Origin of the sequence: Acidipropionibacterium virtanenii (genome assembly GCF_003325455.1) — a bacterium.
Lineage (GTDB): Bacteria > Actinomycetota > Actinomycetes > Propionibacteriales > Propionibacteriaceae > Acidipropionibacterium > Acidipropionibacterium virtanenii.
Genome location: NZ_CP025198.1, coordinates 274913 through 301174, shown reverse-complemented (window position 1 = coordinate 301174; position 26262 = coordinate 274913). Strand labels below are relative to the sequence as shown.

At 68.7% G+C, this 26262-nt stretch carries 23 protein-coding genes and 1 pseudogene; 9 read left to right on the top strand and 15 right to left on the bottom strand.

Annotated features, from left to right (window positions below; all coding sequences use genetic code 11):
• From glpB to JS278_RS01300, 5 genes are all read right to left on the bottom strand, one after another.
• Complete coding sequence (gene glpB / locus JS278_RS01320) at positions 1-1347, bottom strand: glycerol-3-phosphate dehydrogenase subunit GlpB (protein ID WP_114043615.1); 1347 nt, start codon at positions 1345-1347, stop codon at positions 1-3.
• Positions 1344-2969: an anaerobic glycerol-3-phosphate dehydrogenase subunit GlpA gene (gene glpA, locus JS278_RS01315; protein ID WP_114043614.1), complete on the bottom strand. Its 1626-nt coding sequence runs from the start codon at positions 2967-2969 to the stop codon at positions 1344-1346. Before glpA ends, glpB begins: the two co-directional genes overlap by 4 nt.
• Positions 2970-3307: 338 nt before the next feature.
• On the bottom strand, positions 3308-3664 hold the full coding sequence (locus JS278_RS01310; protein WP_114043613.1) for a hypothetical protein: 357 nt from the start codon (positions 3662-3664) through the stop codon (positions 3308-3310).
• Positions 3616-3945: a hypothetical protein gene (locus JS278_RS01305; RefSeq protein WP_114043612.1), complete on the bottom strand. Its 330-nt coding sequence runs from the start codon at positions 3943-3945 to the stop codon at positions 3616-3618. The genes JS278_RS01310 and JS278_RS01305 overlap by 49 nt, the downstream gene beginning before the upstream one ends.
• A gap of 21 nt (positions 3946-3966) precedes the next feature.
• A complete protein-coding gene (locus JS278_RS01300) occupies positions 3967-4929 on the bottom strand; it encodes a 2-hydroxyacid dehydrogenase (protein ID WP_114043611.1) in 963 nt (320 codons plus the stop codon).
• 185 nt (positions 4930-5114) lie between these two features.
• Here JS278_RS01300 and JS278_RS01295 point away from each other — a divergent pair, with 185 nt between their 5' ends.
• The 6 genes and pseudogenes from JS278_RS01295 (at position 5115) to JS278_RS01270 (ending at position 10035) form a co-directional block, all read left to right on the top strand.
• Positions 5115-5510, top strand: coding sequence for an ArsR/SmtB family transcription factor (locus tag JS278_RS01295; RefSeq protein WP_114043610.1), 396 nt, complete (start codon positions 5115-5117; stop codon positions 5508-5510).
• A gap of 76 nt (positions 5511-5586) precedes the next feature.
• Positions 5587-5985, top strand: a complete 399-nt coding sequence (gene arsD / locus JS278_RS01290) for an arsenite efflux transporter metallochaperone ArsD (RefSeq protein WP_114043609.1) — start codon at positions 5587-5589, stop codon at positions 5983-5985.
• Entirely contained in the window at positions 5952-7751 is a 1800-nt protein-coding gene (gene arsA, locus JS278_RS01285; RefSeq protein ID WP_342767031.1) for an arsenical pump-driving ATPase, read from the top strand. Before arsD ends, arsA begins: the two co-directional genes overlap by 34 nt.
• Positions 7748-7924 (top strand): annotated as a pseudogene (locus tag JS278_RS01280) (arsenate reductase/protein-tyrosine-phosphatase family protein); the annotation flags it as partial. The gene arsA and the pseudogene JS278_RS01280, both read left to right, overlap by 4 nt.
• Before the next feature lie 93 nt (positions 7925-8017).
• Positions 8018-8545: a MarR family winged helix-turn-helix transcriptional regulator gene (locus JS278_RS01275; RefSeq protein WP_114043607.1), complete on the top strand. Its 528-nt coding sequence runs from the start codon at positions 8018-8020 to the stop codon at positions 8543-8545.
• Between the two features lie 98 nt (positions 8546-8643).
• Positions 8644-10035 carry a chloride channel protein gene (locus tag JS278_RS01270; protein ID WP_114046042.1) on the top strand — a complete coding sequence of 464 codons (1392 nt, stop codon included), beginning with the start codon at positions 8644-8646 and terminating at the stop codon, positions 10033-10035.
• A gap of 20 nt (positions 10036-10055) precedes the next feature.
• Here JS278_RS01270 and JS278_RS01265 read toward each other — a convergent pair whose 3' ends face one another.
• Both JS278_RS01265 and JS278_RS01260 read right to left on the bottom strand, forming a co-directional pair.
• Complete coding sequence (locus JS278_RS01265; RefSeq protein WP_114043606.1) at positions 10056-11447, bottom strand: amino acid permease; 1392 nt, start codon at positions 11445-11447, stop codon at positions 10056-10058.
• A gap of 300 nt (positions 11448-11747) precedes the next feature.
• Positions 11748-12227 carry a MarR family winged helix-turn-helix transcriptional regulator gene (locus JS278_RS01260; RefSeq protein WP_114043605.1) on the bottom strand — a complete coding sequence of 160 codons (480 nt, stop codon included), beginning with the start codon at positions 12225-12227 and terminating at the stop codon, positions 11748-11750.
• Between the two features lie 126 nt (positions 12228-12353).
• Between JS278_RS01260 and JS278_RS01255 the strand changes: the two genes are divergently transcribed.
• The 3 genes from JS278_RS01255 to JS278_RS01245 all read left to right on the top strand — a co-directional run bounded on the left by JS278_RS01255 (position 12354) and on the right by JS278_RS01245 (position 16943).
• Entirely contained in the window at positions 12354-12899 is a 546-nt protein-coding gene (locus tag JS278_RS01255) for a YceI family protein (protein WP_114043604.1), read from the top strand.
• A gap of 121 nt (positions 12900-13020) precedes the next feature.
• Positions 13021-14217 (top strand): metallophosphoesterase family protein, encoded by a 1197-nt coding sequence (locus tag JS278_RS01250; RefSeq protein WP_114043603.1) that lies wholly within the window; start codon positions 13021-13023, stop codon positions 14215-14217.
• Complete coding sequence (locus tag JS278_RS01245) at positions 14214-16943, top strand: AAA family ATPase (protein WP_114043602.1); 2730 nt, start codon at positions 14214-14216, stop codon at positions 16941-16943. Before JS278_RS01250 ends, JS278_RS01245 begins: the two co-directional genes overlap by 4 nt.
• A 65-nt stretch (positions 16944-17008) precedes the next feature.
• On the opposite strand, the gene JS278_RS01240 is transcribed toward JS278_RS01245, so the two are convergent.
• The 8 genes from JS278_RS01240 to JS278_RS01210 all read right to left on the bottom strand — a co-directional run bounded on the left by JS278_RS01240 (position 17009) and on the right by JS278_RS01210 (position 25575).
• The gene (locus JS278_RS01240) at positions 17009-17497 is read right to left on the bottom strand and encodes a hypothetical protein (protein WP_114043601.1); all 489 of its coding nucleotides are present in this window, start codon (positions 17495-17497) and stop codon (positions 17009-17011) included.
• A gap of 158 nt (positions 17498-17655) precedes the next feature.
• Positions 17656-18186 (bottom strand): barstar family protein, encoded by a 531-nt coding sequence (locus JS278_RS01235; protein ID WP_114043600.1) that lies wholly within the window; start codon positions 18184-18186, stop codon positions 17656-17658.
• A 351-nt stretch (positions 18187-18537) separates the two neighbouring features.
• A complete protein-coding gene (locus JS278_RS01230; RefSeq protein WP_114043599.1) occupies positions 18538-19155 on the bottom strand; it encodes a hypothetical protein in 618 nt (205 codons plus the stop codon).
• Complete coding sequence (locus tag JS278_RS01225) at positions 19152-19487, bottom strand: hypothetical protein (RefSeq protein WP_147243115.1); 336 nt, start codon at positions 19485-19487, stop codon at positions 19152-19154. The genes JS278_RS01230 and JS278_RS01225 overlap by 4 nt, the downstream gene beginning before the upstream one ends.
• Positions 19475-20380, bottom strand: a complete 906-nt coding sequence (locus JS278_RS15775) for a polymorphic toxin type 50 domain-containing protein (protein ID WP_147243114.1) — start codon at positions 20378-20380, stop codon at positions 19475-19477. Before JS278_RS15775 ends, JS278_RS01225 begins: the two co-directional genes overlap by 13 nt.
• Positions 20381-20785: 405 nt before the next feature.
• On the bottom strand, positions 20786-21118 hold the full coding sequence (locus tag JS278_RS01220; protein ID WP_147243113.1) for a hypothetical protein: 333 nt from the start codon (positions 21116-21118) through the stop codon (positions 20786-20788).
• On the bottom strand, positions 21106-23328 hold the full coding sequence (locus JS278_RS01215; protein WP_114043596.1) for an RHS repeat-associated core domain-containing protein: 2223 nt from the start codon (positions 23326-23328) through the stop codon (positions 21106-21108). The genes JS278_RS01220 and JS278_RS01215 overlap by 13 nt, the downstream gene beginning before the upstream one ends.
• Positions 23329-23454: 126 nt before the next feature.
• Entirely contained in the window at positions 23455-25575 is a 2121-nt protein-coding gene (locus JS278_RS01210; protein WP_181833791.1) for a DNRLRE domain-containing protein, read from the bottom strand.
• Between the last annotated feature and the right edge of the window lie 687 nt (positions 25576-26262).

Genomic DNA, 26262 nt, shown 5'->3' with positions numbered 1-26262 from the left:
TCAGTTCCTTTCCGCGGTCTGGGCGGCCGGTGCGGCGACGGGCAGCGCGGCGAGGACGGCGTCGGCGGCCTTGACGGCCGATCCCAGCGCGATGCCCTCACCGGTCTTGTCCTGCCAGCGGGTGGCGCCGGCGAGCACCCCGCCGGCGGCGTAGACGTTGTCGAAGACGGGCACGCCGTCCTTGACGACCTTCATCGACGAGTCGACCTCGACGCCCACCTCGAAGAGCGGCTGGGGATCGCCCCAGTAGTCGCCGTGGGTGAGATGGTCGGCGTCGATGCCCTCGGGCAGCTTCACGGGCAGATCCAGCACCGTGTCGTGCACCGTGCCGTGGGAGTCCAGCCGCAGTGCCGCGGACTCGAAGCCGCCGGCGGCCAGGATCACGGCGTCGCAGGGAATCTCGCGCTTGTGCCCGGCGACCCCGACGGTCACCGAGGCGATCCTCCCATCGGCGGCGGTGCGGCCGACGACCTTGGAGCCGAGGATGAACTCGACCCGCTCCTTCTTGACGGTGGTGACGAGCTTCTCGTTGAGGCGCATGCCCGGCACGCACGGCGGCAGGGAGGAGATCTCGAAGACCGGCGCGCCGAGAATGCTCGAGATCTCGGCGAGGGCGGCCTGATGGTCGTCGAGGCCGAGGACGGCGGGCAGGCCGACAGCCTCCCCCTCGTTGACGAATCCCTTGAGACCCTCGGCGAAGGTGCGCCGGGTCTTCGGGTCGTCCAGGGCACGGGCGAAGGTGAGCCCGGAGGCGTCGAACTCGTTGGGGCGGGGCTCGAAGTCGGTCATCACCGCGCGGGCCTGCACCCTGCCGCCGTCGGGCAGCACGGTGCGCTCCAGGTTCTGGGCGATGAGCATCGGGTGGAAGTCCTTGAGCTGGGCGATCCCGATGATGACGACCTTGAGTCCGTCATGCAGCACCCCGGCGGTCATGGACGGCGGGATGAGAGCGGTGGGACGCACCGCGCCGACGGCGGTCGGGAGGTTGACGTTCTCCTCGCCGTCGCCGACGAGGAACTCGTCCCCGGCGATCTCCTTGAGGAAGCGCACCCCCTGGCGGACGGCGTCGGCCCCGATCTTCGCGTAGGGGTGGGCGGGGTGGGCTGCCGCGTAGTCGTCGATGGCGTCGAGCGGACGGGAGACCCGATCAGGCGTGTACCCGAGGATATCGATGGTGCCCTGGGACAGCTGCAGGCCGCCCAGGCCCTTGGTCACCTGGGTGACGCGTGCCCCGGCCCGGCGCAGCCTCAGGGAGGCGGTGAGCCCGGCGATTCCGGCGCCGATGACGACGACGTGAGGCTGGGCGCCGATGCGGGCGGCAGTGGTGGGAACAGCAGTGGTGGTCACAGTTCGACCTCGCTCTCGGGAACGGGAAGATGCTCGACGTCGAAGGTGCCCTGGAAGATCCAGTCGTCCAGTGCGGTCTGGCGCACCTGCTCGCCGAAGAGGATGGGCCACAGGCCTATCCAGCGGTTCTTGAGGAACAGACGCAGCAGGCCGGTGGCCCGCTCGACGTCGACAGCGCCCTCCTCCAGTGCGACGCCCGTGGCGCGCATCGAGCAGAAGCCGCCCTGGCAGGGACCCATGCCCAGACGCAGCTGACGACGCAGGTCGTCGAAGGTCGCGTCGGGCTGCTTGGCGAGCAGGTCGGTGAGCATCTTGCGGCTCATCAGCTCGCACTCGCAGATCACCTGGTCGTCGATCGGGTTCTTCTTCACGGGAGCCTTGGCCTTGGCCTCCATGTGGGAGGCGCGAGCCTTCTCGTTGACGCCCAGACGGTGGGTGATGAGGTAGTTCTTCCCATCAGAGGCGCCGGGCACCGGCTCCTGGTCGGTGGTGCAGGGGCGGTCGTCGCCGAGCTGCTCGCACATGACGTCGGTGACGTTCTTGGCCATCAGGCGGTAGGTGGTGAGCTTGCCGCCGATGATCGAGACGATGCCGTTGACGCCGTCGCGGGTGCCGTGGTCGAGGATGCTCATGCCCCGCGACATGTGGCGGGTGTCGGTGGCAGCGACCCTCTTGTCCTTGAACAGCGGACGGGCGCCGGCCCAGGCGTGGACGGCGCGGGAGTCGCGGAAGCCGGGGATGAGGGCCTCCCCGGAGTCGAACATCTGCTGGACCTCATTGCGCGGGATCGGCAGCTTCTGCGGATCGTCGGCCTTGACGTCGGTGGTGCCGATGATCGACACGGAGTGCACGGGCACCAGGATGTCGCCGTCAGCCGGGTAGATGCAGCGGTTGACGACGGTGTTCACCAGACGGTGGTTCATCGCGATCATGATGCCGCGGCCGGGCACGACGTCGACGTCGTGGCAGCCGACCAGGTCGGCGATCCGTCCGGCCCAGGGCCCGGCGGTGTTGATCACGAAGCGGGTCGAGATCTTGATGTCCTCGTCCTTGCGCAGGTCGTGGGCGACGACCGCGGTGACCTGATCGCCCTCGCGGATGATCTCGGTGACGGGGGTGTAGGTGAGCACCTGGGCGCCGTGATCGATGGCCGAGTGGACGGCACCCCAGACCATCTGCCAGCCGTCGACGGTGCCGTCCTGAACGGCGAAGGCCCGCTTGATGCCGGGGTTGAGGCGGGGTTCGCGACGCAGCGCCTCGGCGGTACTGATCTCGCTCCAGGGCACCTTCGACTTCGTGGCGCCCTCGGCCCACTGGTCGGAGAATTCCATCGGATCGTCGGGGGTGACGACGAACAGGCCGCCGGTCTTCTCCACGGCCTCGCCGTGGATCCGGGTGACGATCTCGTTCTCCTCGGCGCACTCGGTGGCCGAGCCGGGGTCTGAGACGACATAGCGCCCGCCGGAGTGCAGCAGGCCGTGGTAGCGGCCGGTGGTGCCCTGGGCCAGATCGGCCTTGTCCAGCAGGACGGCGGAGTACCCGCGCATCGCGACGTCCCGCACGACGCCCGCGCCGGTGGCACCGCCACCGACCACGACAACGTCTGCGTCCATGGTCCTCATGTCTCAAGCTCCTTCCGGGGCGCCGGTGGGTGAGTCGGTACCTGCCTGTGCGCCATTGCCAAGTCCACTACAGACAGTAGTTAACCATCCGTGAGTCACCTATTGCGGGATGCCGATGTGCACATATCCGGCGACACAGAGCACGGACGTGCAGTCCATTGCCACAGTTGTGCAGATCGACTGTTCGGCGCGACTTCCCGGATGTTTACGCAACGTCATTGTTGTGTAAATACCGGGTGCGCATTTCACTCGCTCGAGACGGGTTTCAGGAAGTATCCGTCCGAAATCAGGGCTCCAGCTAGCAGAATGCGCGCCTTGGTCGAGGCGGAGTCAGTTCACTAGGGTCTCTCTGCGAGTTCAGTGGCAAGGACCTCCGGGTCCGTGGCCCAGATCAGACCGTCCCACGGCTTGGCGACCAGTGGCCGACCGGGCGCTCGCCGCCGAAGTGCGGAGACCAGCGGATGGTGCTCGACCGGAAGCCACACCGTGATATCGAGATCCGCCTCCTGCCAGGCGTGCATCCAGTCGAGCGCCTCGACCACCTCCGGCTCCGGTTGCAGCGGCAGCGTCTCGTCGTTGGGCTGGCGGGGCCGGTCGGCCCGACTCCAGATGGAGGCCACCCGGCTCCACAGCGCCGGATCACCGGTCAGGCGCGCGCCGTACCACTCCGCGACGAAGTCGGTGTAGAACTCCATCGGATAGGGGCCGGCGGTGCCGTAGTGTCGATGAGCACCGCCCGCCCCACGGCCCCGTCGCGCACCAGTGCCGCGGCCGGGCCGCACCCGTACCCCAGGCCGACCACGGCGTCCCACTCGCGCCCGTCGGCCCGCACATCTTCCAGCACCTGGGCCGCCTCCATGACGGCCACGATCGTCGGCACGGTGCTCGCCGGCCAGGCCACGGCGTCGCCCATCTGACGGGCGACCTCGCCCAGGGATCCCGGCCCCAGTTGGATGTCGATGAGCAGCGTCGTCATGGCCCGGCTCCGCCCGCGAACTCAGTTCACCGGGGTCTCGGCCGGCTTCCCGTCGAGCACCGCCAGGATGTTCCGCGCCGCCAGGGCGCTCATCACGGCGCGGGTCGGGCGGGCGGCCGAGCCGATGTGCGGCAACAGGACGACGTTCTCCATCTCGAGCAGCCCGGGGGTGATCGAGGGCTCGTGCTCGTAGACGTCCAGCCCGGCCCCGGCGATCTCGCCGGCGCGCAGCGCCTCCACCAAGGCGTTCTCGTCGATGCAGGCTCCCCGGGCGGTGTTGATGACGAAGGCGGTCGGCTTCATCTTCCTCAACGCGGCGGAGTCGATGACGTGGGTGGTCTCGGCGGTCAGCGGACAGTGAAGGGAGACGACGTCGGAGACCCGCAGCAGCTCATCGAGATCGACCCGCCGGGTCGGTGCGGTGTGCGGGTTGGTGGTGTCGACGGCGGCCACGTCGTGGTCGTGGCGGGCGGTGTAGACGACGTCCATCCCGAAGGCGGCGCCGCGCCGGGCCATGGCCTCGCCGATCTGGCCCAGGCCGATGACGCCCAGGGTGGCGCCCTGCAGGCCGGCGCCCAGCATGAAGGTGTGGTCGTAGCGCCACGGGGTGCCGGCGCGCACCAGTCGCTCGGCCTCGCCCAGGCGGCGGGTGGCCATCAGCATCAGCCCGAAGGCCAGGTCGGCGGTGGCCTCGTGGAGCACCCCGGGGGTGGTGGTGACGACGATCCCCTGCTTGGTGGCGGCGTCGAGATCGATGTTGTTGAACCCGGCGGCGCACTGGCCGATGACCTTGAGCCTCGGGGCGCGGGCGAGCATCGCGGCGTCCAGAGGATCGGAGAGGGAACTGAGGACGGCGTCGGCGTCGACGATGGCCCCCTCGAGTTCCTCGCGGGTCATGAAGTGGTCCCCACCGACGAGGTCGTGGTCGGAGAGGAGTTCGAGTGCAGCGGGCATCTGGGGAGCTGTGACGATGATCCTGGCCATGGGGCCACGCTATCGCCGCGGCTCACCGACGAGGGCGCACCCCGGCACATCGACGGGCCCGGGCAGTGTCACCACGGGACCGGTGCCACCATGGGCCCGTGCACATCTCCACCGCCGAAACGGCTTGCAGCCGGTACGCCGCCCGACCGATCGACGAGTGTCTATCCGTCTGGCAGTCTTGAGACATGGTCGCCTCTCCCCTGCCCGCCCCGTCCTCCCCATGCTCATCGCAGCCCGTCGAGCTCATCGACCGGCCCGCGGCACCGAGTCTCGCCCAGATCGAGGAGCTGGCGGCGGCACTCAAGGCGCTGGCCGATCCCACCCGCCTGCAGCTGCTGCGACTCATCGCCGCCCACCCTGGCGCCAGTGCGTGCATCTGCGACCTCACCGGCCCGCTCGGCGTCTCCCAGCCCACTGTCTCGCACCATATGAAGATCCTTGCCGAGGCGGGCCTGGTCACGCGCCGGCAGGAGGGCCGCTGGGCCCACTACCGGATGAGCGCCGACGCCGTGCGCCGGCTCGGAGAGCGTCTCCTGAGCCTGGCCGAGCCCGCGGTACCGGTCGCCGAGCATTGCTGCTGACCAGGACATATTGATCGGTATCGATGTATCCGTTAGATTCATTCCATCGATGACCGTCGATCTGTTTGGAGGAGTCATGCCGAGTATCCGCGTCTACGAGCCGGCGCTGTGCTGCAACACCGGAGTCTGCGGCCCCGACGTCGATCAGGACCTGGTGACCTTCACCGCCGATCTGGATGCCGTGCAGCAGGCCGGAGCCGACGCCGACCGCGCCAATCCGGCATCGGAGCCGCAGGCCTTCGCCGCCAGCCCGGCGGTTCTGGCCTTCATGAACACGGTCGGCTCCGAGGGCCTGCCGCTGACCCTGGTGGACGGTGCCACAACGCTCACCGGCCGCTACCCGACCCGCGACGAGATGCTCCGGTGGACCGGCCTGGCCGCGCGGGAACCGGAGATCCCGGTGGGGGCGCACGTGATCCCTCTGACCGACGACTCGACCGGATGCTGCGGCGGCGCTGGGGCCGGCTGCTGCTGATGGAACACCTCGGCTTTCTCGCCGGTGCGCCCCGGCACCTCCTCCTCACCGGCAAGGGCGGCGTCGGCAAGACCACAGTGGCCTGCGCCGCGGCCGTCCAGCTGGCCCGGTCCGGTTCGCGCGTGCTCCTGGTGAGCACCGACCCGGCCAGCAACATCGGCCAGACCCTCGGCGTGACGATCGGCCGCTCCATCACCCCGGTCCCCGCCGTGTCTGGGCTCTCGGCCCTGGACATCGATCCCCAGCAGGCGGCCGAGGACTACCGCAGGAGGGTCCTGGCCCCTCTCGAGGGCCTGCTTCCCGATCGCGAGCTCGCGACCATCACCGAACAGCTGTCGGGATCATGCACCACCGAGATCGCCTCCTTCAACGAGTTCACCGACCTTCTGGCCGACCCGGCCGCCACCTCGGACTTCGACCACATCATCTTCGACACCGCTCCCACCGGCCACACCCTCCGGCTGCTGCAGCTGCCCGGGTCCTGGACGGGCTTCCTCGACGACGGGAGGGGCGACGCCTCCTGCCTGGGGCCGATGAGCGGGCTCGAGAAGCACCGCTGCGCCTACCGTGCCGCCGTCAACGCCCTGGCCGATCCGGCGTCCACCCGGATCGTGCTGGTGACCCGGCCACTCAGCTCCGCGCTGCGGGAGGCCGGTCGCACCCGCGACGAGCTCGCGATGCTGGGGATCGACGCCGACCACCTGGTCATCAACGGGACGCTGCCGACCGGAGACCCCGACCCTCTGCACACCCGGATGCACGCCCGCCAACAGGACGCCCTGGCGCAGTGCCCCGAGAACCTGGCAGGGATGCACCGGGACCAGATCCCATTGCGTCCGGGCACCATGATCGGCACGGACGCCCTTGCCGGCCTCTTCGACGGCGAGGTCCAGGTCCCGGCCGCTCCCGGCGATGAACCGAGGGCCGCCTCATATCCGGGCATCGGGGCGCTGGTCGATGAGCTCGACGCCCGGGGCCGTGGGCTGGTGATGACGATGGGCAAGGGCGGCGTCGGCAAGACCACCGTCGCCTCCGCCGTCGCGGTGGCCCTGGCCGACCGCGGCCACCGCGTCCGCCTCACCACCACCGACCCCGCCGCCCACCTGGAGGCCACGCTGGCCGGCCGGGTACCGGGTCTGAGCGTCGACGCCATCGACCCCGGGATCGCCACCCAGGCCTACAGGGACCACGTCATGGCCACCAAGGGCGCCGCCCTCGACGAGGCGGGACGCCAAGCACTGGCCGAGGACCTGCGCAGCCCCTGCACCGAGGAGGTCGCGGTCTTCCAGGCCTTCAGCAGGGCCGTCGACGACGCCGTCGACGAGTTCGTCGTGATGGACACCGCGCCCACCGGGCACACCGTTCTGCTGATGGACGCCACCGGGGCCTATCACCGGGAGACGATCCGCCTGGCCGGCGGCATGGAGACCCCGAGCACCCCGCTGATGCGCCTGCAGGACCCCGAACACACCCGGATCATCATCGTCACCCTTCCCGAGACCACTCCCGTGCTGGAGGCCGCCGGGCTGGAGGATGATCTGGCACGCGCCGGCATCCGCCCCTGGGCGTGGGTCGTCAACAACGCCCTGTCCGCCGCCCGGACCCGCTCCGGGATCCTGGCCGCGCGGGCCGCCACCGAGGCTGAGCAGATCGACGCCGTCACCCGGCGGGCGTCGCGGCTCGGGGTCATCGCGGCCCGCGGCGCGGACCCCGTGGGCCTTGCGGCACTGCGATCCCTCGTCGCGCAGAGCGAGCACGTCTCATGACTGATGTCCCCCGCCCCTCGGTCCTGTTCATGTGCGTCCACAACGCCGGACGCCCCCAGATGGCCGCGGGCTGCCTTCGGCATCCGGCCGGCGACCGGATCGATGTGCGCTCGGCCGGGTCGGCCCCCGCCGAGCAGCTCAACCCCGGCGTCGTGAAGGCGATGGCCGAACTGCTCGGCTGAGCCCTCGCCGCTCCCCTGATCGGGATTCGGGCGGGGCACGACCCTGCCCCGCGACAGATGAATGCATGCTGCAACAATTGCTCCATGCATGTTTCTGCGAGAAGCACTGAGGCGGCGGCCGGCGGCCCGGATCCCGGCGCCCTGGTCGACGAGGCGATGGAGGCCTCCCGGGCTCTGGTCGACATCGCGGCGCGCTCTCTCATAGGGGTCGGCGACGAGGTCACCCTCCCGCAGTACCGGGTTCTGGTGCTGGTGGACAGCGGGGGCCCAAGCCGCAGCGTGGACATCTCGCGGATCCTCGGCGTGCATGCCTCCACCGGCTCCCGACTGGTCGACCGGCTCGTCTCCAAGGGCCTCGTCGACCGGCGCACCGATCCCCAGGACCGACGTTCCAACACCTTGTCCATCACCCCCGAGGGCCACTGGCTGGTGAACCGGGTGAACTCCAGGCGCCGGGAGGAGATGCGCGACCTGATGGGACATCTGGACGCCGGGCAGGCCGGCACCGTGCTCACAGGGTTGAGGATGTTCAGCGCCGCGGCCACCGCCTCGGGTCATGGGACCCCGGCCGCCCAGCCGCCCGCCCCCGATGACACCGAGGAGACGCGATGAGCCGCCGGGGTGGTCCCGCACGGCCGGACCCGCGACGGACGCTTTCCGGGCGGGCGGGCCGAGACCCGGCATCCAGCCTCCGGGAGCGCTGGAAGAACCTGCTGCGCCGATTCCGCTCCGCCCTTGTCCCCCACCGCCCCACAGCCTTCCGCGACTCCCTCAACCGCTGGCTGCTGATGGGCGTGGTGATCGGGATCGTCTCGGGGCTCGGCGCGATCCTGTTCTACTTCTGCCTGCACACCGGCACCCGGTGGCTGCTGGAATATCTCGGCGGCTACACCCCGCCCAGCACCGCCGGGGAGGGCGACGGCACCGCCGGATCCGGGTTCACCCGGCCCTGGGCGATCCCCCTGGTGGTGACCGGCGGGGCGCTGGTCTCCGGGCTGCTGGTCCACTTCGTGGCCCCGGACGCCAAGGGCCACGGCACCGACAACGCGATCCGCGCCGCCCACCACGACCCCACCTCGCTGCGCGGAAAGGTGGCGGCGGTCAAGATCGTCGCCTCCTCGATCCTCATCGGCTCCGGCGGCTCGGGAGGACGCGAGGGCCCCACCGCCCAGATCAGCGCCACCGTCATCTCCAGCCTGTGCCGGCGTCTGCGGATCAGGACCCCCGACGCCCGGATCGCGGTGATCGCGGCCACCGCCTCGGGCATCGGCGCCATCTTCCGGGCTCCCCTGGGCGGAGCGCTGCTGGGCGCCGAGCTGCTCTACAAGGACGACCTGGAGGCAGACGCGATGATGCCCTCGCTGATCTCCTCGATCGTGGCCTATGTGGTGTTCGGCTCGGTCTACGGCTTCGATCCGATCTTCGGCACGATGAGCGGGGAGGTGTTCAACCAGCCCCTCCAGCTGCTCTGGTTCGTGGTGATCGGGCTGGCGGCGGGGGCGATGGGCAGGCTCTACTGCGTCGTCTTCTACCGCGGTTGCGACTTCTTCGACCGCCTGCCCCTGCCCGGCTGGCTCACCCCGACCATCGGCGGGCTGTGCGTGGGCCTGCTCGGGCTGGCGGTCCCGGCGGCCCTGGGCACCGGCTACGGCACCATCGCCCAGCAGATGATCCCCGAGACGCTGGCGTCGATGCCGCTGCTCATGGTGCTGGCGATCCCGTTCGCCAAGATCGCCGCCACCACCTGGTCCATCGGCTCGGGCGGCTCGGGCGGGGTCTTCGGGCCCGGCATGGTCATCGGAGGATCCACCGGCGCCGCGGTGTGGCGCCTGCTGGAGGGGCTGCCCGGCATGCCGGCCTCCCCCACCTCCTTCATCGTGGTGGGGATGATCGCCTGCTTCGGGGCCGCGGCCCACGCCCCGGTCGGGATGATGCTGATGGTCGGCGAGATGACAGGCAACCTGTCCCTGCTGGCCCCGGCCATGATCGCGGTGGCGGTGGCCTCCCGGGTGGTGGGACCGGTCTCGATCTACCGGTCCCAGCTCGTCGACCGTCTCGAGGGCCGGAAGGTGCACGCGGCGATCCCGGCCCACATCCGGTAGGCCGGGCCAGGGCCGCGGGCTCAGCTCTTCTCGCTCCCGGAATTATCGGCGTCGACCAGCCTGTCGCCGGGGGTGGTGACCGGCTTGAACGGGTCCTGACCGAGTTGTCGAGTGCGCAGGATGCCGATGCCGAAGAGCACCACGGTCAGCGCGAAGGTGGCCAGGATCTGGCTGCGGACGCCGGCGTCGGTCATGCCCAGGCCGATGATGCCCACCAGCACGATGAGAGTGAGCCAGGACAGGAACGGGTAGCCCCACATCTTGAACGGCAGCGTCTCGCCATTCCTGTCGGCGCGACGGCGCAGGATGATCTGGGAGGCGATGGTGAACAGGTAGGTGACGATGATCGTCGAGCCCACCACGTTGAGCAGCACGTCGAGCACCTTGGCGCCCCAGACGTAGGTGAGCACGACGCACACGTATCCGAACGCGACGCTGGACAGCACCGCGGCCACCGGCACGTTGCGGCGGTTCTTCCTGGTCATGGCCTTCGGCGCCAGACCGCGGGTGGCCAGCGATCCGAGCATTCGGGAGTCGCCGTAGAGGTTGGCGTTGAGCGAGCTGAGCACGGCCAGCACGATGATGAGGGTCAGCACGGCGTCCGCACCGGGAATCTTCGCCAGATCGAGGACTGCGACGAAGGGGGAGGAGGCCAGCTTCGGGTTGTCCCAGGGCAGGGCGAAGACCATGATCGCCACCGAGCCCATGTAGAAGACCAGGATGCGCCAGATGATGGTGTTGATGGCCTTGCCGACGTGCTTGCGCGGATTCTCGGTCTCGGCGGCGGCCACCGCCACGATCTCGATGCCGCCGAAGGCGAAGATGACGATGAGCAGGCCGGTGGCCACTCCGCCCCAACCGCTGGGCATGAATCCGCCGTGGTGCAGGAAGTTCGACAGACCGGGGGCCGGGGTGGGCAGCACGCCGACCAGCAGCAGGACGCCGACCACCAGGAAGGCGACGACGGCGGCCACCTTGATGAGGGCGAACCAGAACTCGAACTCGCCGAACTTGTCGACGCCGAGCAGGTTGATGACGGTCAGCGCCACCATGAAGATGAGGGTGAGCAGCCAGTCGGGGGCGATGGGCCAGACGGCCAGGAAGATCTGGGCGGCGGCGGTGCCCTCGGCGGCCACCACGACGGCCAGCTCGACCCACCAGACCCAGCCCATCGCGAATCCGGCGGCCGGGCCCATGGCGCGGGCGGTGTAGACGGAGAAGGCTCCCGAGTCGGGGTGGGCGGCGACCATCTCGCCGAGCATCCGCATGATGGCGATGACGACCAGGCCGGCGACGATGTAGGCCACCAGCACCGAGGGTCCGGCGGCGGCGATGCCCTTGCCCGAGCCCAGGAACAGCCCGGTGCCGATCGCGCTGCCGAGGCTCATCATCACCAGATGACGGCCCTTCATCTGCGGGGCGGGCGCTGTCGTGCCCGGAGAGGCCTTGGATGAGGCCGAGGTATCGGATGGGCTCGACACGTGTGCTCCTAGATCGTGAGACGCCAGCACATCAGCCTAATCCGCCGGCGGCCCCGACGCCGTCACCGACCCTGATTCGAGACGCCGGCCCGGATTCGGGGCAGGAGGGGACTTCTCATCGCACCCCGGACACCCCAGAACTCGCTATGCGCCTCGAACTCGGCGTTGGCCCTCTAGCAGGAGGGCCAACGCCGAGTTCGAGGCGCATAGCGACGTCACAGGGTTCTGCGGTCAGGCATCGAGGGACCGGCGCTCCTCGGCCATGGTCTCGCGGATGTGGTCGAGGATCTTCTCCAGCTCGTCGAGGTGATCCATGTTCAGACCCCCGAAGACCACCCGTCGCACCATATCGGCGTGCCCGGGAGCGGCGGCGACCACGGCGTCCCAGCCCGCCCCGGTGAGCCGGACCAGCTGGCCGCGGCCGTCACTGCAGCAGGACTCCCGGCGCACCAGGCCACGCTTCTCCATCCGGGTGAGCTGATGGGAGAGCCGGGACCGCTCCCAGTGCATCGCGTCGGCCATCGCGACCACGCGCATCGACTGGTCGGGAGCCTCGGAGAGACTCACGAGCACCTCGAAGTCCTGGAGGGACAGCTCGGTGTCACGGGCGAGTTGCTTGTTGAGCAGGGCGGGCAGGCCGTTGGTGACGTCGAGCCACAGACGCCACACGCGCTGCTGGTGATCGTCGAGCCACGGAGCGTCCTCAGTCATGCGCCCGACCCTCTCACGCGAATCACTCGCGGAATAATTCTCGGATCCAGTGGTTGACATGTCATCAATGATGCGTCATAGTTGGTGACACGTCAACAAAGTGAACATCCACACACAGGAGACACGATGACTTCTCTCGCTGAGCTCAACGGCAGCTACACCCTCGACCCCGCCCACACCCGCCTGGGCTTCGTGACCCGCCACGCGATGGTCACCAAGGTCCGCGGCTCCTTCACCGATTTCGAGGGCGCTGCCTCGGGCAACGGCGCCGACCCGTCGTCCGCCAAGGTCTCGGTCACGATCAAGACCGACTCCTTCACCACCGGTGTCGCCGACCGGGACGGCCACATCAAGTCGGGCGACTTCCTGGAGGTCGACAAGTTCCCGGAGATCACCTTCGTCTCCACCTCCGCCGCCGTGAAGGGCGAGGACCTGGAGCTCACCGGCGACCTCACCATCAAGGGCGTCACCAAGTCGGTCACCATCCCCTTCGAGTTCGACGGCGAGGCCAAGGACCCCTTCGGCAACACCCGCATCGGCTTCGAGGGCAAGCTCAAGATCTCCCGCAAGGACTTCGGCATCACCTGGAACGCCGCACTGGAGACCGGCGGCGTGCTGGTCAGCGACGACGTCACCCTGGAGCTCGAGGTCAGCGCGATCAAGCAGGCCTGAGCCCGCGCCTCGCGGCAGCGGGGCCCTGGCGCCAGGGGGGCCGTCCCACATCGTGTGGGACGGCCCCCTGCGTCGCGTCCGGGCGCTTCTCTAGAGTGGGTCCACCGACCGAGGAGACCCCATGACGGTGAGATTCCTGCACACCTCCGACTGGCAGCTCGGCATGACCCGGCACTATCTGGCCCCGCGCCCCGGCGGCGAGGACGACGCCCAGGCCCGGTTCACCGCCGACCGGATCGAGGCCGTGCGGCGGATCGGCGAGATCGCCCGCGACCAGGACTGCTCCTTCGTCGTGGTGGCCGGGGATGTCTTCGAGACCCAGAACGTCTCCCGTCGAGTGGTGGCCCTGGCCTGCGAGGCGATGGCCTCGATCGGGCTGCCGGTCTTCCTGCTGCCGGGCAACCACGACTCCCTGGAGCCCGGCTGCATCTGGGACCAGGATCTCTTCACCGACCGGTGCCCCTCCAATGTCACCGTGCTGCGCGACACCGAACCGATCGACGTGGCCGACGGCGCTCAGGTGGTGGGCGCCCCGCTCACCTCGAGGCACCCCTCCTCCGACCCGATCGCCCCGGTGATCGCCGATCTGGCGCCCGACGGCACGACCCGGATCCTGGTGGGTCACGGCCAGCTGCCCGGCCTGTCGGGCCAGGATTCAGAGGAGACCGAGGTCGATGCGACGGCCATCAAGGAGGCCGTGAACAGCGGCGCGATCCGCTACGCGGCCCTGGGCGACCGGCACATCCGCTGGCCCGAGGACCCGCACGCGGCGATCCGCTACTGCGGCACCCACGAGACCACCCGGTTCACCGACGCGGGGCGCGGATCCGTCGACGTCGTCGAGGTCTCCGGGGGCCGCGTCACCGCCACCCCCCACGAGGTGGGACGGTGGCTGCACGCCAGGGTGAGCCGCGAGATGGCCACCGACGAGGACATCGACGCCATGGCCGCCGAGCTGTCTGGCTTCAGCGACCCGACGCGCACCATCGTCCGCTACGACCTCCACGGTCACCTGTCGGTGGCCCAGAACGCCCGCCTGGAGGCCCTGCTCGCCGACCGCCAGGAGGTCTTCGCCAGTCTGGAGCCCAGCGCGGACCGCCACGATCTGGTCGTCACCCCTGACGGCGGCGACCTGGACGGCATGGACCTGCCGGGCTGGGCGGCCTCGGCGGCCACAGAGCTGTCGGAGGCGGCCGCCTCCTCCCCGACCGCGATCGACGCCCTGGGGCTGCTGCGACGTCTGGCGATGGCCTCACCGCCGGGACGCGCCGAGAACCCGGCAGGCGAGGAGGCACACAGCGGGGAGGCACACAGATGAGACTGCACCGGATCCATGTGGAGAACTTCAAGTCCGTGGAGGATCGCACCCTCGAGCTGCCCGACACCGGCCTGGTGATCGCCGAGGGGCTCAACGAGGTGGGCAAGACGTCGATGGTCGAGGCCCTCGACATGCTGCTGGACCCGAAATTCAAGGCCACCTCGAAGCGCGCCGAGGTGAAGGCGGCCCAGCCCTACGGCACCGATCTGCCGGTGATCGTGGAGGCCGAGTTCACAGTCGGCGGCGTCCGGCTCGTCCATTCCAAGCGCTTTCTAGCTCAGCCGGCCGCCCGCCTGGAGTTCCTCTCGGGGCCGCGGGCCGGGGATGTGCTCACCGATGAGCGCGCCACCGACACGATGGCCGAGATCTGGCAGGGCACCGACCAGACGCTGTGGCGCGCCCTGCGGCACATGCAGTCCGACAGCCTGGAGGCGCTCTCGCTGAAGTCCTCGACGGCACTCACCTCGGCCCTCGACCGGGCGAGTCGCATCGAGGACGCCGGCCCCGGCGATCATCGGGCCGATGACACCACCCTGCTGGAGGCCGCCGAGAAGGAGTTCGCGAAGTACTGGACGGGCACCGGGAAGCCGGGCAAGCAGCTGAAGGACGCCACCACGGCCCTGGAGCGGTCCGAGGCCGAGCTGGCCGTCGCCAGGCGCGACCTCGACGAGGTGGACACCGTCGTCACCGAGCTCCAGACCGCCGAGGAAGACCTGCGCGCCCAGCGGCGGGATGTCGGGAGGCTGGAGAAGGAGTCGGCGGCCGATGCCACCGCTTTGAAGGCCCTCGAGGGGCTCGAACAGCAGGTCACCGAGGCGCGGCGGACCGAGCGCGACGCGCAGCAGAGGCTGGACACCGCCGCCTCGGCGCGCCAGGCGCGCCGGCAGGCCGTCGAGGAGGTGGACACCGCCAGGCAACAGGTGAGCGAAACGAAGGCAGCGGCCGAGAAGGCCCATGACGCCGCCGGGGACGTCGAGGAGGAGTACCGGGAGGCCGACGAGCGGTGGGACGCCTGTGAGAAGGCGCGTCTCGACGCTCGCCGGGCCTGGCAGGAGGCTCGGGCCACGGTGTCCGGTCTGCGCGACCACGACCGGCTGGCTCGGCTGGACGCCATCATCGGCCGGCTGTCGGGAGTGCGGATCGAGCTGCGCGAGGCCGAGGGCCGGCTGGAGGGAAACCTCGCCTCGGCGAAGGGGCTGAAGGCCGCCGAGAAGGCATCGGCCCGGCTGGCCGCCGCCCGCACGAAGCTCGAGGTCGCCAGCCCCCGGATGAGGATCGAGAGGCTGGACGACGACGCCCCGGCGCTGGCTGTTGACGGGCGCCCGATCGAGGATGAGGGGGACGGCGGCGCCGTCGACCGGGTGGTGGACCGCCCGGCGGTCGTCGAGGTCGCGGATGCCTGGCGGATCACCGTCACCCCGGCCTCCGACGTCGACAAGCTCGCCCACGATGTGGAGCGCGCCGAGCGCGAGCTCACTCAGGCACTGGAACCGATGGGCGCAGCGACCCTGGAGGCCGCCAGGGAGCTGCTGGCGGCCCGGGGACGCGACGAGAGTCTGGCCACCGGTCTGCGCGAGCGACTGGAGCGGGAGCTGGCCGACGTCGACGAGTGGGAGGACGACTCCCAGGAGCGGTCGGTGGCCGGGCTGACCGAGCTGCGGGCCAGGGTGGCCGCCAGGGTCGGGGATGCCGCAGGGGACGACGCGGACGCGGACGACACCGGGGCTGAGGCCGGCTCAGGGGACGTGGGAGACGCCGGGCTCACCGTCGGGCAGGCGGAGGAGGCCGCCGCCCGGTGCGAGGCGGCCCACGACGAGGCCGAACTGGCCGAGAAGGCGGCCCGGGCGGCTCGCGAGGCGGTGGGTGAACGGCGCAGCGCGGCCCGCGAGGCGGATTCCGCGGCGGCGTCCACCCTCACCGCGGCCCGTGGGCAGGCCGAGAGGCTGGCGGCCAGGCTCGAGGAGGCCCGCGGCATCGCCACCGATGAGGATCTGGACGCCCGTGTCGAGACCGAGGACACCGCCCACTGGGAGGCCGAAGGGGAGCTTGAGAAGGTGTCCGGGGAACTGGCCGAGCACTCCCCCGATGAAGTCCGCGAGGCCGCCCGGGCCTCCCAGGCGCGATTCGAGAAGGCTTCCGATCGGCTCGGGCGCACCGGCACCCGGTGGGCCGGGCTCGACGGTCAGCTCAGGGGGATGGACCGCTCGGGGCGCCAGGACCGCTTCGACGACATGGAGGGCCGGGTGCACCGGCTGAGGATCGAGGTGACGGCCCTGACGAAGAGGGCGGACGCCGCACGGCTGCTGCGCGACACCCTGGTGAGGCACCGCGACGAGGAGCGCCGGCGGTATCTGGAGCCGTTCACCCGCCAGATCGAGACACTCGGGCGCGGCGTCTTCGGCGCCGATCTGGCGGTGCGGGTGGACGATTCACTGACGGTGACGCAGCGCCAGCTGGGCGGGAAGTGGCTGGCCTGGGATCAGCTGTCGACCGGGGCGAAGGAACAGCTGGGGCTGGTGGTGAGACTGGCCACCGCGCGGCTGGTGAGTCCTGAGGACGGCGTCCCGGTGATTCTGGACGACGCCCTGGTGTACTCCGACCGGGTGCGCTGCGGTCGGATGCTCAAGGAGGTCTCCAGCGGCTCGCAGGCCAACCAGGTGGTGGTGTTCACCAGCGCCCCGGAGCGTTACGACGCCGTCGACGCGGTCCACGTCGACTTCCGATGAGGCACGGCGCGGCGGAGGAGCCACCTAGATGAGGCTGGATACCGGGGCCACGGATCGGCGAACGCTCAACGAGGCAGGATTCCCTCCACAGCGGTCCCCCGGCCCTCCTTGTCCCACGCAACCACCATGTGCAAGACCTCGCCAATTCCGCTGCAGCCAAAAATGACCGGCCATGAACCTGTCCAACTTGAGACATCCTGGTCGCTCAACCGTATGTCGATACAGTCCCGATGGGCGGTGACATGCAGGTCTGCGCATCCGCTCTCGTCACTGTACTTGTCAAGGCGTACCGCGGCCCCCGGAACATAGAACGACGGAAGCGCCGACACATCATCCACATCGGCCCTGCCCGTAGTCACCAGAGTGATCTGGGTTATTGACTCCTTCTCGGGGTCTTGACTGAACTCCACGAGAATGTCGTTTCCGGTAGCCACGACCGGAATTGGCGGGACTGCCGCCTTGTAGTATGAGTCCCATGTGATAGTGACAGGAATATAGTAGTCAAAGTCTACGTAAAGACGGCTGACGGGCGCTGCGTTGTTGAGCTTGAGCACCTGCTACCTCCCGGTGTCCTGAATGGTCATAGACTGTGTTCCCAGCCGATTCCCTTGATGGAGCAAAATCTATCCGGCTCTTCGCGATCCGGAGCGTAGTTTTGGCCGGCCAAGGCCCGCGGGATCGCTCGCTATGGATGCTGAAGAGCCATCAACGCTCACGCGCCGTCGACCGGGGTCATCGCGATGTCCGCACCCGCTCCGCGCCAGCGGTCGAGGTCGGATGGTGTCTCGCCGTGGAGGATGACCTTGAAAGTGATCGGGCCATGGTCCCACCAGTTTCCGGCGTCCAAAGTAGTGCCGAACTCCTGTGCGGCGCCGTTGAGAACGTCCACGAGATCAGGGAGTCGAATAGACCGGGCGTCTTTGAGCATCTGTTCGGAATGGGGGATGGCGATGACTATACCGAGGCCGAAATCGGTCCGCTCGGGCGACAGGCTCATCCAGTCCAGGTCGCAGATGCACTCATCGAAGGCAGGCCAGTTCTCCCCGAAGTACCATGGGAACTGCAGCGCTGCGGAGAACTCGTCGATCATCGTGTCGATAGTCCGGCACTTGTGCCCGCGGACTGAACGAACGACATATCCTCTGTTATGGAGGCGCGTGGCAAATCCATCGAATCCCTGCCAGTCGGCCAGGACGCCGATGAATGTCTCGTCTATGATGTCGAGATTTACTGTGTTTTCCATGGTCAACGACCTCTCACGACGTTCTTGTGTGGGTGGGGTTTCGGTGATGACGCCAGACTCACCCAGAGATCCGGTGCTCCCAGAGCTGCAGGCGGTGGAAATACCGAGCACCAGCCCCGAGGGATCGGAGCGGCCGACGGGGTTCCCTGCCGGGTACTGCCGGAGATCGCCGGCGTCCAGGAGGCGGCGGGCTGAGTGGAGGTCCCGGTGGATGACCGGGTCGGTCGTTTCTATGTTGTCGATGACCTGCTCTCCTCGAGATGAAAGGGCTTCACCCGTATACCCGTCCTGATCTGTGGGCGTACCCGGCCAGGCTGTGGCCGGCTTCCCTTGGCGGTGGGTGTGTCGGGGTCAGGTGACTTCCCGGATGAGGAAGTCTCTGGGGCTGGCTGCGGCGATGATCTCGGCGAGTTGGCGGCGGACCAGGATCTGGCGGAAGGCTTCCAGGCCGTCGCCGAACCATTCGGGGCTGGCGGCGATGTCGACATCGGCCAGGGGTGGTGTGATGTGCAGCGGGGGGAGGAGTTCGGGGGCCAGGGGCAGCCACTTCCATGTGCCGCAGACGGGGCACCTCGCGCCTGTGCGCCGGTGCCGGGCGATGGTCTGGCGCCGGAGATCCTCGGGGTCGTACCAGGCTCGGCCGACGGTGGGTATGACGATCTGCCATGCGTCCCCGGCAGGGGTGGCGGGCCAGGCCACGGGACGCAGGTCAAGTGAGAACCGGCCCCGGAGGGTGTCGGCCAGACCGGCATCCACGCAGAGCGCGTCGTAGTTCCAGTAGGGCACCCAGGCCCCGACCGGGGTGAGGTTGCGCCGCTGCAGTGTCAGGAACCCGGTCTGCGGGCCCTGGGGGATCCCGCAGGCATGGCACCAGCCTCCGGCCCCGAACATCGGATCCAGGCCGAACGACTTCTCGGGCCACGGCCAGCCACGATTGCGCCTGGCCTCAAGTGCAACGAACTCTCTCATTTTGCTTTTGTGGCATAGATCCATGAGACGCCGTCATGCAGGTCGAGTCTTGGACGATCTGTGAGCTCGTAGGAATAGTCGACATAGATCTCCTGCGCAACTAAGGCCTCGAGTTCGCTGACGATATCTCTCATATCCTCCTCGTCTTCCTCGGTAAGACGGGACAACTGGAAGCGAAGCCTCAGGTGCCGCCCGTTCACCTCTACCCCGACCGCGTAGGCATGGTCGGGGTAGAGGCCGAGGGAGGCCTGCGAGGTCTGCGCGGTGGCGTAGTTCTCCCAGATCGGCGCCCGGGCGGGATCTTCGGGAGTTGGTAGTGTCATGGTTTCCACCTCGGATTATATGGTACGACACTTGGAGACTTAGTCCCCTTGATGAAGAATACATGCGTCGGTTGATCTATGTATCCTAGCCTCGGATTTTGATTGAATCCTGTAACGCTATTCACCCTCACGACTATATCATTTCCTTTGACGCCCAAGACCTGAGCATCTCCATTATGAAATGCGTCCAGCACGTCCTGGGCATCTTCAGCTGACTTGAAGTAGCTTCCTCCACCATATTGACTAGCTCCACGCACGTGGCGACCCTGCTTCTGGACACTGATAGTTTTCCTCACCGCGGCGCGGTCGATCGTCACGCCCTTGCTCGTGGTGATAAATCTCGGTGGGGCCGGTTGTGCCTTGGGTCCGAAGATGCGTCCGAGCCATCCACCGATGAAGGGGGCTGTGGCTCCGAAGATCATGCCGATCCCGGCGGAGGCCAGGATGCCGTTGCCGGTGATGGGTTCCCCGAGGATGAGTTGAAGAATGAGGTAGCCGACGACTCCTCCGACCGCGCCCAGCGCCGCGCCCTGGGCGATGGCACCGAACGGAACACATCCGAGGCACAGTAGGTAGGGGTTGGGTGGTGGGGGCAGGGGTGTGACACTCCGGGGTCGTGCGGGGGTGCGGTATCGGGCTTTGGAGACCGTGTGGCGGGCGGGGGCCCGACGGGGTGTGGTGTAGCGGGTGGCGCGGTGGCCTCCGCCGTTGTAGCCCCCGCCGTGGTACCGGCTGGCCCCGCGCCCCCCACCACCGCGGCCGCTGCCGCTGCTACCGCCGCCGCGGCTGGGGCGGTGGGTCTCGTGGAGGGACCCGCCGGTCTCGTTCATCGACCCGGTGGTGCCACCCCCGCAGGCCGTCGAGGTGCAGAACGCCAGCCCCGACGGGTCGGGACGATCCACCGGATTACCCGCCCCGTAGCTGTACGGATTCCACTGGGCGGGGTCGGAGACGTCCAGCAGGGGGTCGGGCTAGGCGAAGGCCCCAGCTACGGGAGTCCGGTGATCTCTTTGAAGTTGTCAATCGTCACCACTTGACAGGACGAGACGTCTCCGCTTCCATCCCTTCCCTCTGCAGACGCAAGTCACGTGTTGCGTCGGGCGTCCCTGCGGGCCTTGGCGCGACGACGCAGTTCCCGTTGGTGAAGACGATAGCTGGCCTCCTTGCCCAGGACGGGATCATCAGCGACTGACTCGACGACCTGTCTCCACGATCACGGTCAGCCGAGCAATACCGCGGGCGACGTGAACGTCGACGTACTGCTCAATTCGCTGTCGTTGATTTTCGGTTGAGCCTCTGGATGTGGATTACCATCTTGCGAGGTACACCCACCGCACTCCATCATGCGGATCCACTTTCGGATGAGTGGTGATTTCAAAAGTTGAATCAACGAAAATGTCCTGTCCAACCAGGGCTTCGAGTTCGCTGACGATATCGTTCATATCCTCTTCCCCGGCCTCGGTAACGTGTGACAACTGGAAGCGGAGCCTCAGGTGCCGTCCCTTCACCTCGACCCCGACGGCGTACGCGTGCTCAGGGATTAGGCCGAGGGAGGCCTGCGAGGTCTGCGCGGTGGCGTAGTTCTCCCAGATCGGCGCCCGGGCGGGATCTTCGGGAGTTGGTAGTGTCATGGTTTCCACCTCGGATTATATGGTACGACACTTGGAGACTTAGTCCCCTTGATGAAGAATACATGCGTCGGTTGATCTATGTATCCTAGCCTCGGATTTTGATTGAATCCTGTAACGCTATTCACCCTCACGACTATATCATTTCCTTTGACGCCCAAGACCTGAGCATCTCCATTATGAAATGCGTCCAGCACGTCCTGGGCATCTTCAGCTGACTTGAAGTAGCTTCCTCCACCATATTGACTAGCTCCACGCACGTGGCGACCCTGCTTCTGGACACTGATAGTTTTCCTCACCGCGGCGCGGTCGATCGTCACGCCCTTGCTCGTGGTGATAAATCTCGGTGGGGCCGGTTGTGCCTTGGGTCCGAAGATGCGTCCGAGCCATCCACCGATGAAGGGGGCTGTGGCTCCGAAGATCATGCCGATCCCGGCGGAGGCCAGGATGCCGTTGCCGGTGATGGGTTCCCCGAGGATGAGTTGAAGAATGAGGTAGCCGACGACTCCTCCGACCGCGCCCAGCGCCGCGCCCTGGGCGATGGCACCGAACGGAACACATCCGAGGCACAGTAGGTAGGGGTTGGGTGGTGGGGGCAGGGGTGTGACGGCCGCGGGTCTGGCCGGAGCCTTGTATCGGGCTTTGGAGACCGTGTGGCGGGCGGGGGCCCGTCGGGGGGTGGTGTAGCGGGTGGCGCGATGTCCTCCGCCGTTGTAGCCCCCGCCGTGGTACCGGCTGGCCCCGCGCCCCCCACCACCGCGGCCGCTGCCGCTGCTACCGCCGCCGCGGCTGGGGCGGTGGGTCTCGTGGAGGGACCCGCCGGTCTCGTTCATCGACCCGGTGGTGCCACCCCCGCAGGCCGTCGAGGTGCAGAACGCCAGCCCCGACGGGTCGGGACGATCCACCGGATTACCCGCCCCGTAGCTGTACGGATTCCACTGGGCGGGGTCGGAGACGTCGAGGATCGGGTCGGGCTGGGTGAAGGTCCCGGTGACCGGGTCGTAATCCCGCGCGCCCAATCTGAGGGTTCCGGCCACGGTGTCGGTGATCCCGGCGGCCATGCCCCGGTCCCCGGACCAGCCGCCAGGCTGGGGGCCGCGCAGCCCGCCGAACGGATCAGCCCGGCGCACCAGGGGCGCCGGGGTGGTGGCGGCATCGACCTGCCAGTCGGTGCCGCTGCCGTCGGTCCACTGCCAGGCCAGCCGGTTCGCCCCGCCGGTGGCGGTGCGCCGGGCGATGGCCGCGCCCTGATAGGTGTAGATCCTGGTCGCGGTGACCTGCCCGCCGGACACCGACAGTTCAGTGCCGCCGGGCAGGTAGACCGTCTGGACCCCGCCGATACTGGTGGCGGCCCGGTCCCCGTCGGCATCGTAGGCGTAGGCCGAGGACCTGTTCCCGTTGGTGGTGGTGGCTGCTGCCAGGTGATTCTCGGCGTCGTACTGGTTCTCCACGGTGCCGGTGGCGGTGCCGGCCAGCACCGATCCGGAGACCCGCCCGGTCGTGTTACCCCCGGCGTCGTAGCCGAAACTCGTAGTCACCGGCGTGGCGCCGGGGGCGGCCACGGTCTGGGAGACCGGCGCGTGAGGCCGGGCGGCAGTAGCCGCCGGGTAGGTCCACGTCGTGACCGTCCCGGAGACCTGGTCGTCCTGGCGGGTCCGGTTCCCGGCCGCGTCATAGGCCCACGACAGCGAGTAGGGCGCCGGCCCCGACGGGGAGGCCGGCGCCGACGCCGGACACGTCGCCGAGGCCACCGTGTAGGCCGTGGCCAGGCGCCCGGCGAAATCATGACCGAAGCACTGCGTGTCGGTCGCCGCCCCGGCCTCCGGCTGGGCGGCCGAGATGCTGCGGGTCAGCCCCGAATCCGTGTAGCGGTACGAGATATCGGCGTCCGCCTTCGCGGCGTTCTCCCGGTCCAGGCGCAGCCGGGCCAGCCGCCCGGTCGCCGGATCATGATCCATGGTCTGCCAGGTCAGATGGCCCGCCGAGGTTCCCGAGGCGATCTGGGCCAGCCGGTCATCGGCGTCCAGCACCGCATCGGCCACATACGCCGCGTTCCCCAGCAGCACCGTGTGCCGGTCCACCGCGTCATAGCCGTACCGCAACTCCTCGGCGGCCAACGGACCCGCCCCCGGCAGCACCGTGCGTTTGAGGGTGCCATTCGGGTTGTAGACGAACGACTGGGTATAAGTGCCCGCCAGACGGGCATCGATCAGACCCGCCACCGCCCCAGCACGTCGAACAGTTCGACGACGACCATCATCGAGATGCAGTGGCGGGTAGTACCTCTATGGAGTTGTCAAGGAGCGTGGGCGATACGACCTTGGCGGACGTGCCCTGAGATCAGCGGGTCAGGAGCATTGCTCCCGATCTGCCCGGAATGTCGCGCGTTCCTGGTAGGTGGTGTGGATGGTGACCTTGTCGATGGCCCCTGTCCAGGTGGTGCCTCCCCAGCCGATGCCCAGGGTCTTGCCCTGGGCGGGGGTGATGCCGGTGGCCTGGTAGGTGTCATCGTCGAGGTCGACGTAGAGGTTGGCGCGTCCGGCCCCGTCGTAGGCGATGCCGACGTAGGCCCAGGTGTCGGCCTCGGCGGCGGGGCCGGTGATGGTGGCGTCACCGACCGATGCGGTCCAGTGGCCGTCGGTGATGGAGATCATGAAGGCGCGGTGACCCGGGGCGGTGTACCAGAGTGCGAAGTGCTCTCCCGCGGCCAGGTCGGCGGATTCGGGGCGGATCCAGGCGGCGGCGGTGAACGCCTGCGTGGAGATCAGTCCCAACCCGGTGGAGTCCAGCAGGCGGACGTTCTGGCCGCCTGGGTGGAAGGCCTGTCCCTGGGCGGCGGGGCAGCCGGGGGGTGTGACGCCGCCGGTCCACAGTCCGGTGCCCTGGCCGTCCAGCGGCAGGTTGAGGAGCACGGCGGGGTCCCCGGTATCGGTGCCGTCGCCGTCCAGCAGCCATCTGTGGGCCAGGGTCTGGGTGCCGGCGGCCTTCAGGTCCAGGTGGGCAGTCGGGGACTGGTTGCCGGCCCGGTCGACAGCGAGCCCGTAGAGCGTGGTGGGGCCGAGCGGGGGTTTCAGCTTCACCGTCACCCCGGCGCTGGTGCCGGGCACCGCGGTGCCGGGCGGATTGGTGATCCCCCACCGGTAGCCGGTGACGTCGGACGTGGGTGAGGTGAGTGCGTAGCCGGTGGCCTGGTTGGCGACGGGATTCTGTTCGCCGGTGATCACCGGGGCCACCGGGGCGGTCCAGTCGGCGGTCACGGCGTAGGAGCCCGACCAGCCCGAGCATCCGCCGCCGGAATTGGAGCAGGCCTGGACACGGTAGGAGTAGGCGCCCTCTTTCGGCGGTTTCCAGGTGGCGTTGACCGTGCCCGCCCCGGTGATGTATCCGGAGTTGAATGTGGTCCAGGTTCCTGATCCGTAGGGCGAGACCCCGAACTTCGCATAGAGCTTCGAGTCGGTCTTGTCGCCCGAGGCGATGGCCGCTGACAGCGTCAGGGTCTTCGCCGAGGTGTAGGGGGTGCCGTTGTACAGCGGGGCGACGTTCGCCCTGGCGGGGGTGTTGGGGGTGACGTGGTAGACCACGGTCAGCGCGGGGGCCTGGCCCGCGATGGTGGCGTATCGGCGCCACCCGTCCCTGTTCGATTCGTTGGCCGAGCGCAGCATGAGGGTCATCGCTCCGGTGGTCTGGTAGCCCTTGACGCCCTGGGTCACGTTCCATTCTGTGCGCGAGTAGCCGGGGCATGAACTCGAATGGCCGTGGGCCACGGTGGCAGTACTCTGCAGAATCTTGGCGGCGGGCTGTTTGCTCCACGTTGTGGCTGAGGAGATGGGGTCGGTGGTCCAGGCCTGAACGCCGGGGCCGTAGGTGGACAGGTTGCAGTTGAAGTTCGCCGAGTGGGTGTTGCGGTGGGCCAGGGTCGCGGAGGCGATGACCCGGCCTTTGAGGGAGGCGAGGTTGAAGCGGTAGTAGACCCGCGAGACCTTGTTGTCGCTCCAGCCGTCGTAGCCGACGCGGGCCTGTTCGGCGCTGCCCCAGAAGGTCTGGCCGTTGTTCCACACCATCGTCCAGGCGGCCTGCCCCACGGTCATGGCCGGATCCACCACGACCGGGAACACGGTGCCGGGGTCGTCCAGCATCGCGGTGTCCACGCCGAGGGCCAGCCGGTGCCCGTCGACGGCCGCGGTGATCTGTCGGCGGTGGCCGTCCCCGCCCGTGGTGGCCACCGCGGCGGCATCGGAGCGGGCGGGGGCGGGTAAGTCGGAGGCGTCCCACATCGCCAGGCCGGGCGCGGTGAACACCAGGCCGCCCTCACCGTCGGTGACTGTCAATCCCTCACGTGAGGCGTTCAGTGACAGGCCCGGCGAGGCAGCCCACGTGTAGGCCAGGTTCGCCACCACGTCGGCGTCGGCCGCTGCCGCGCTGGTGATGACGAGGTAGGTCGCCACACCGGTCCCGGTGGCCCGGGCCACCAGATCCACCCCTGGTGCGACGTCGCGGTATACGGCGGTGTCCCCTGGTGACCACAGGTGTGGGTAGAACTGTGGGCCAGGACAGCTGGAACCAGCGCCCCGCCTCGTCGGCCAGGCGGGCCAGGACGGTCCCGCCACCGGCCTCCAGTGACGCGTCGACCGCGCCGGCCCGGGGAGCCAGTCGCCCCGCAGCTGGGGTGAGGTCCTGATCGACCGGCCTCCACGCCCCGTTCTGCTTGACCTGGGCGGGAGCCGGCGTGATCGTGGCCTCAAGCGTGCCATCGGGTCGGGCGGCCACCAGTGATGTCTGGGTGGTGGAGGCCGCCACCGGCACCGTGGCCCCGCTGGCCTTCGCCTGGGCCAGCGCCTCGGCCTCAGCCGGTGTCGCCGGGACCCCGGTCGGCTCATTGTCACCGGACTGTGGCTCGGCTGTCGCCGAGACACTGGGGTCAGGCTCCGGGCCGGCCCACGCGGCGGAGGTGGGTGCGCACATCAGCGCGGCCAGGCAGGCCACCGCTGTGAGGCGGCGGCGCAGCAGGGATGTCATCACAAGGGGGCCTCTCGAGTACGGTCGCGTCGTCGCGGCCCGGGTTCTCCGACGACCGGAGCCTAGCCATTAGCACACGAACCTGGCAAAACAACCATTTTCGACAGTGGATGGAGTGTGATCAGCCCGTCTACTTGCGC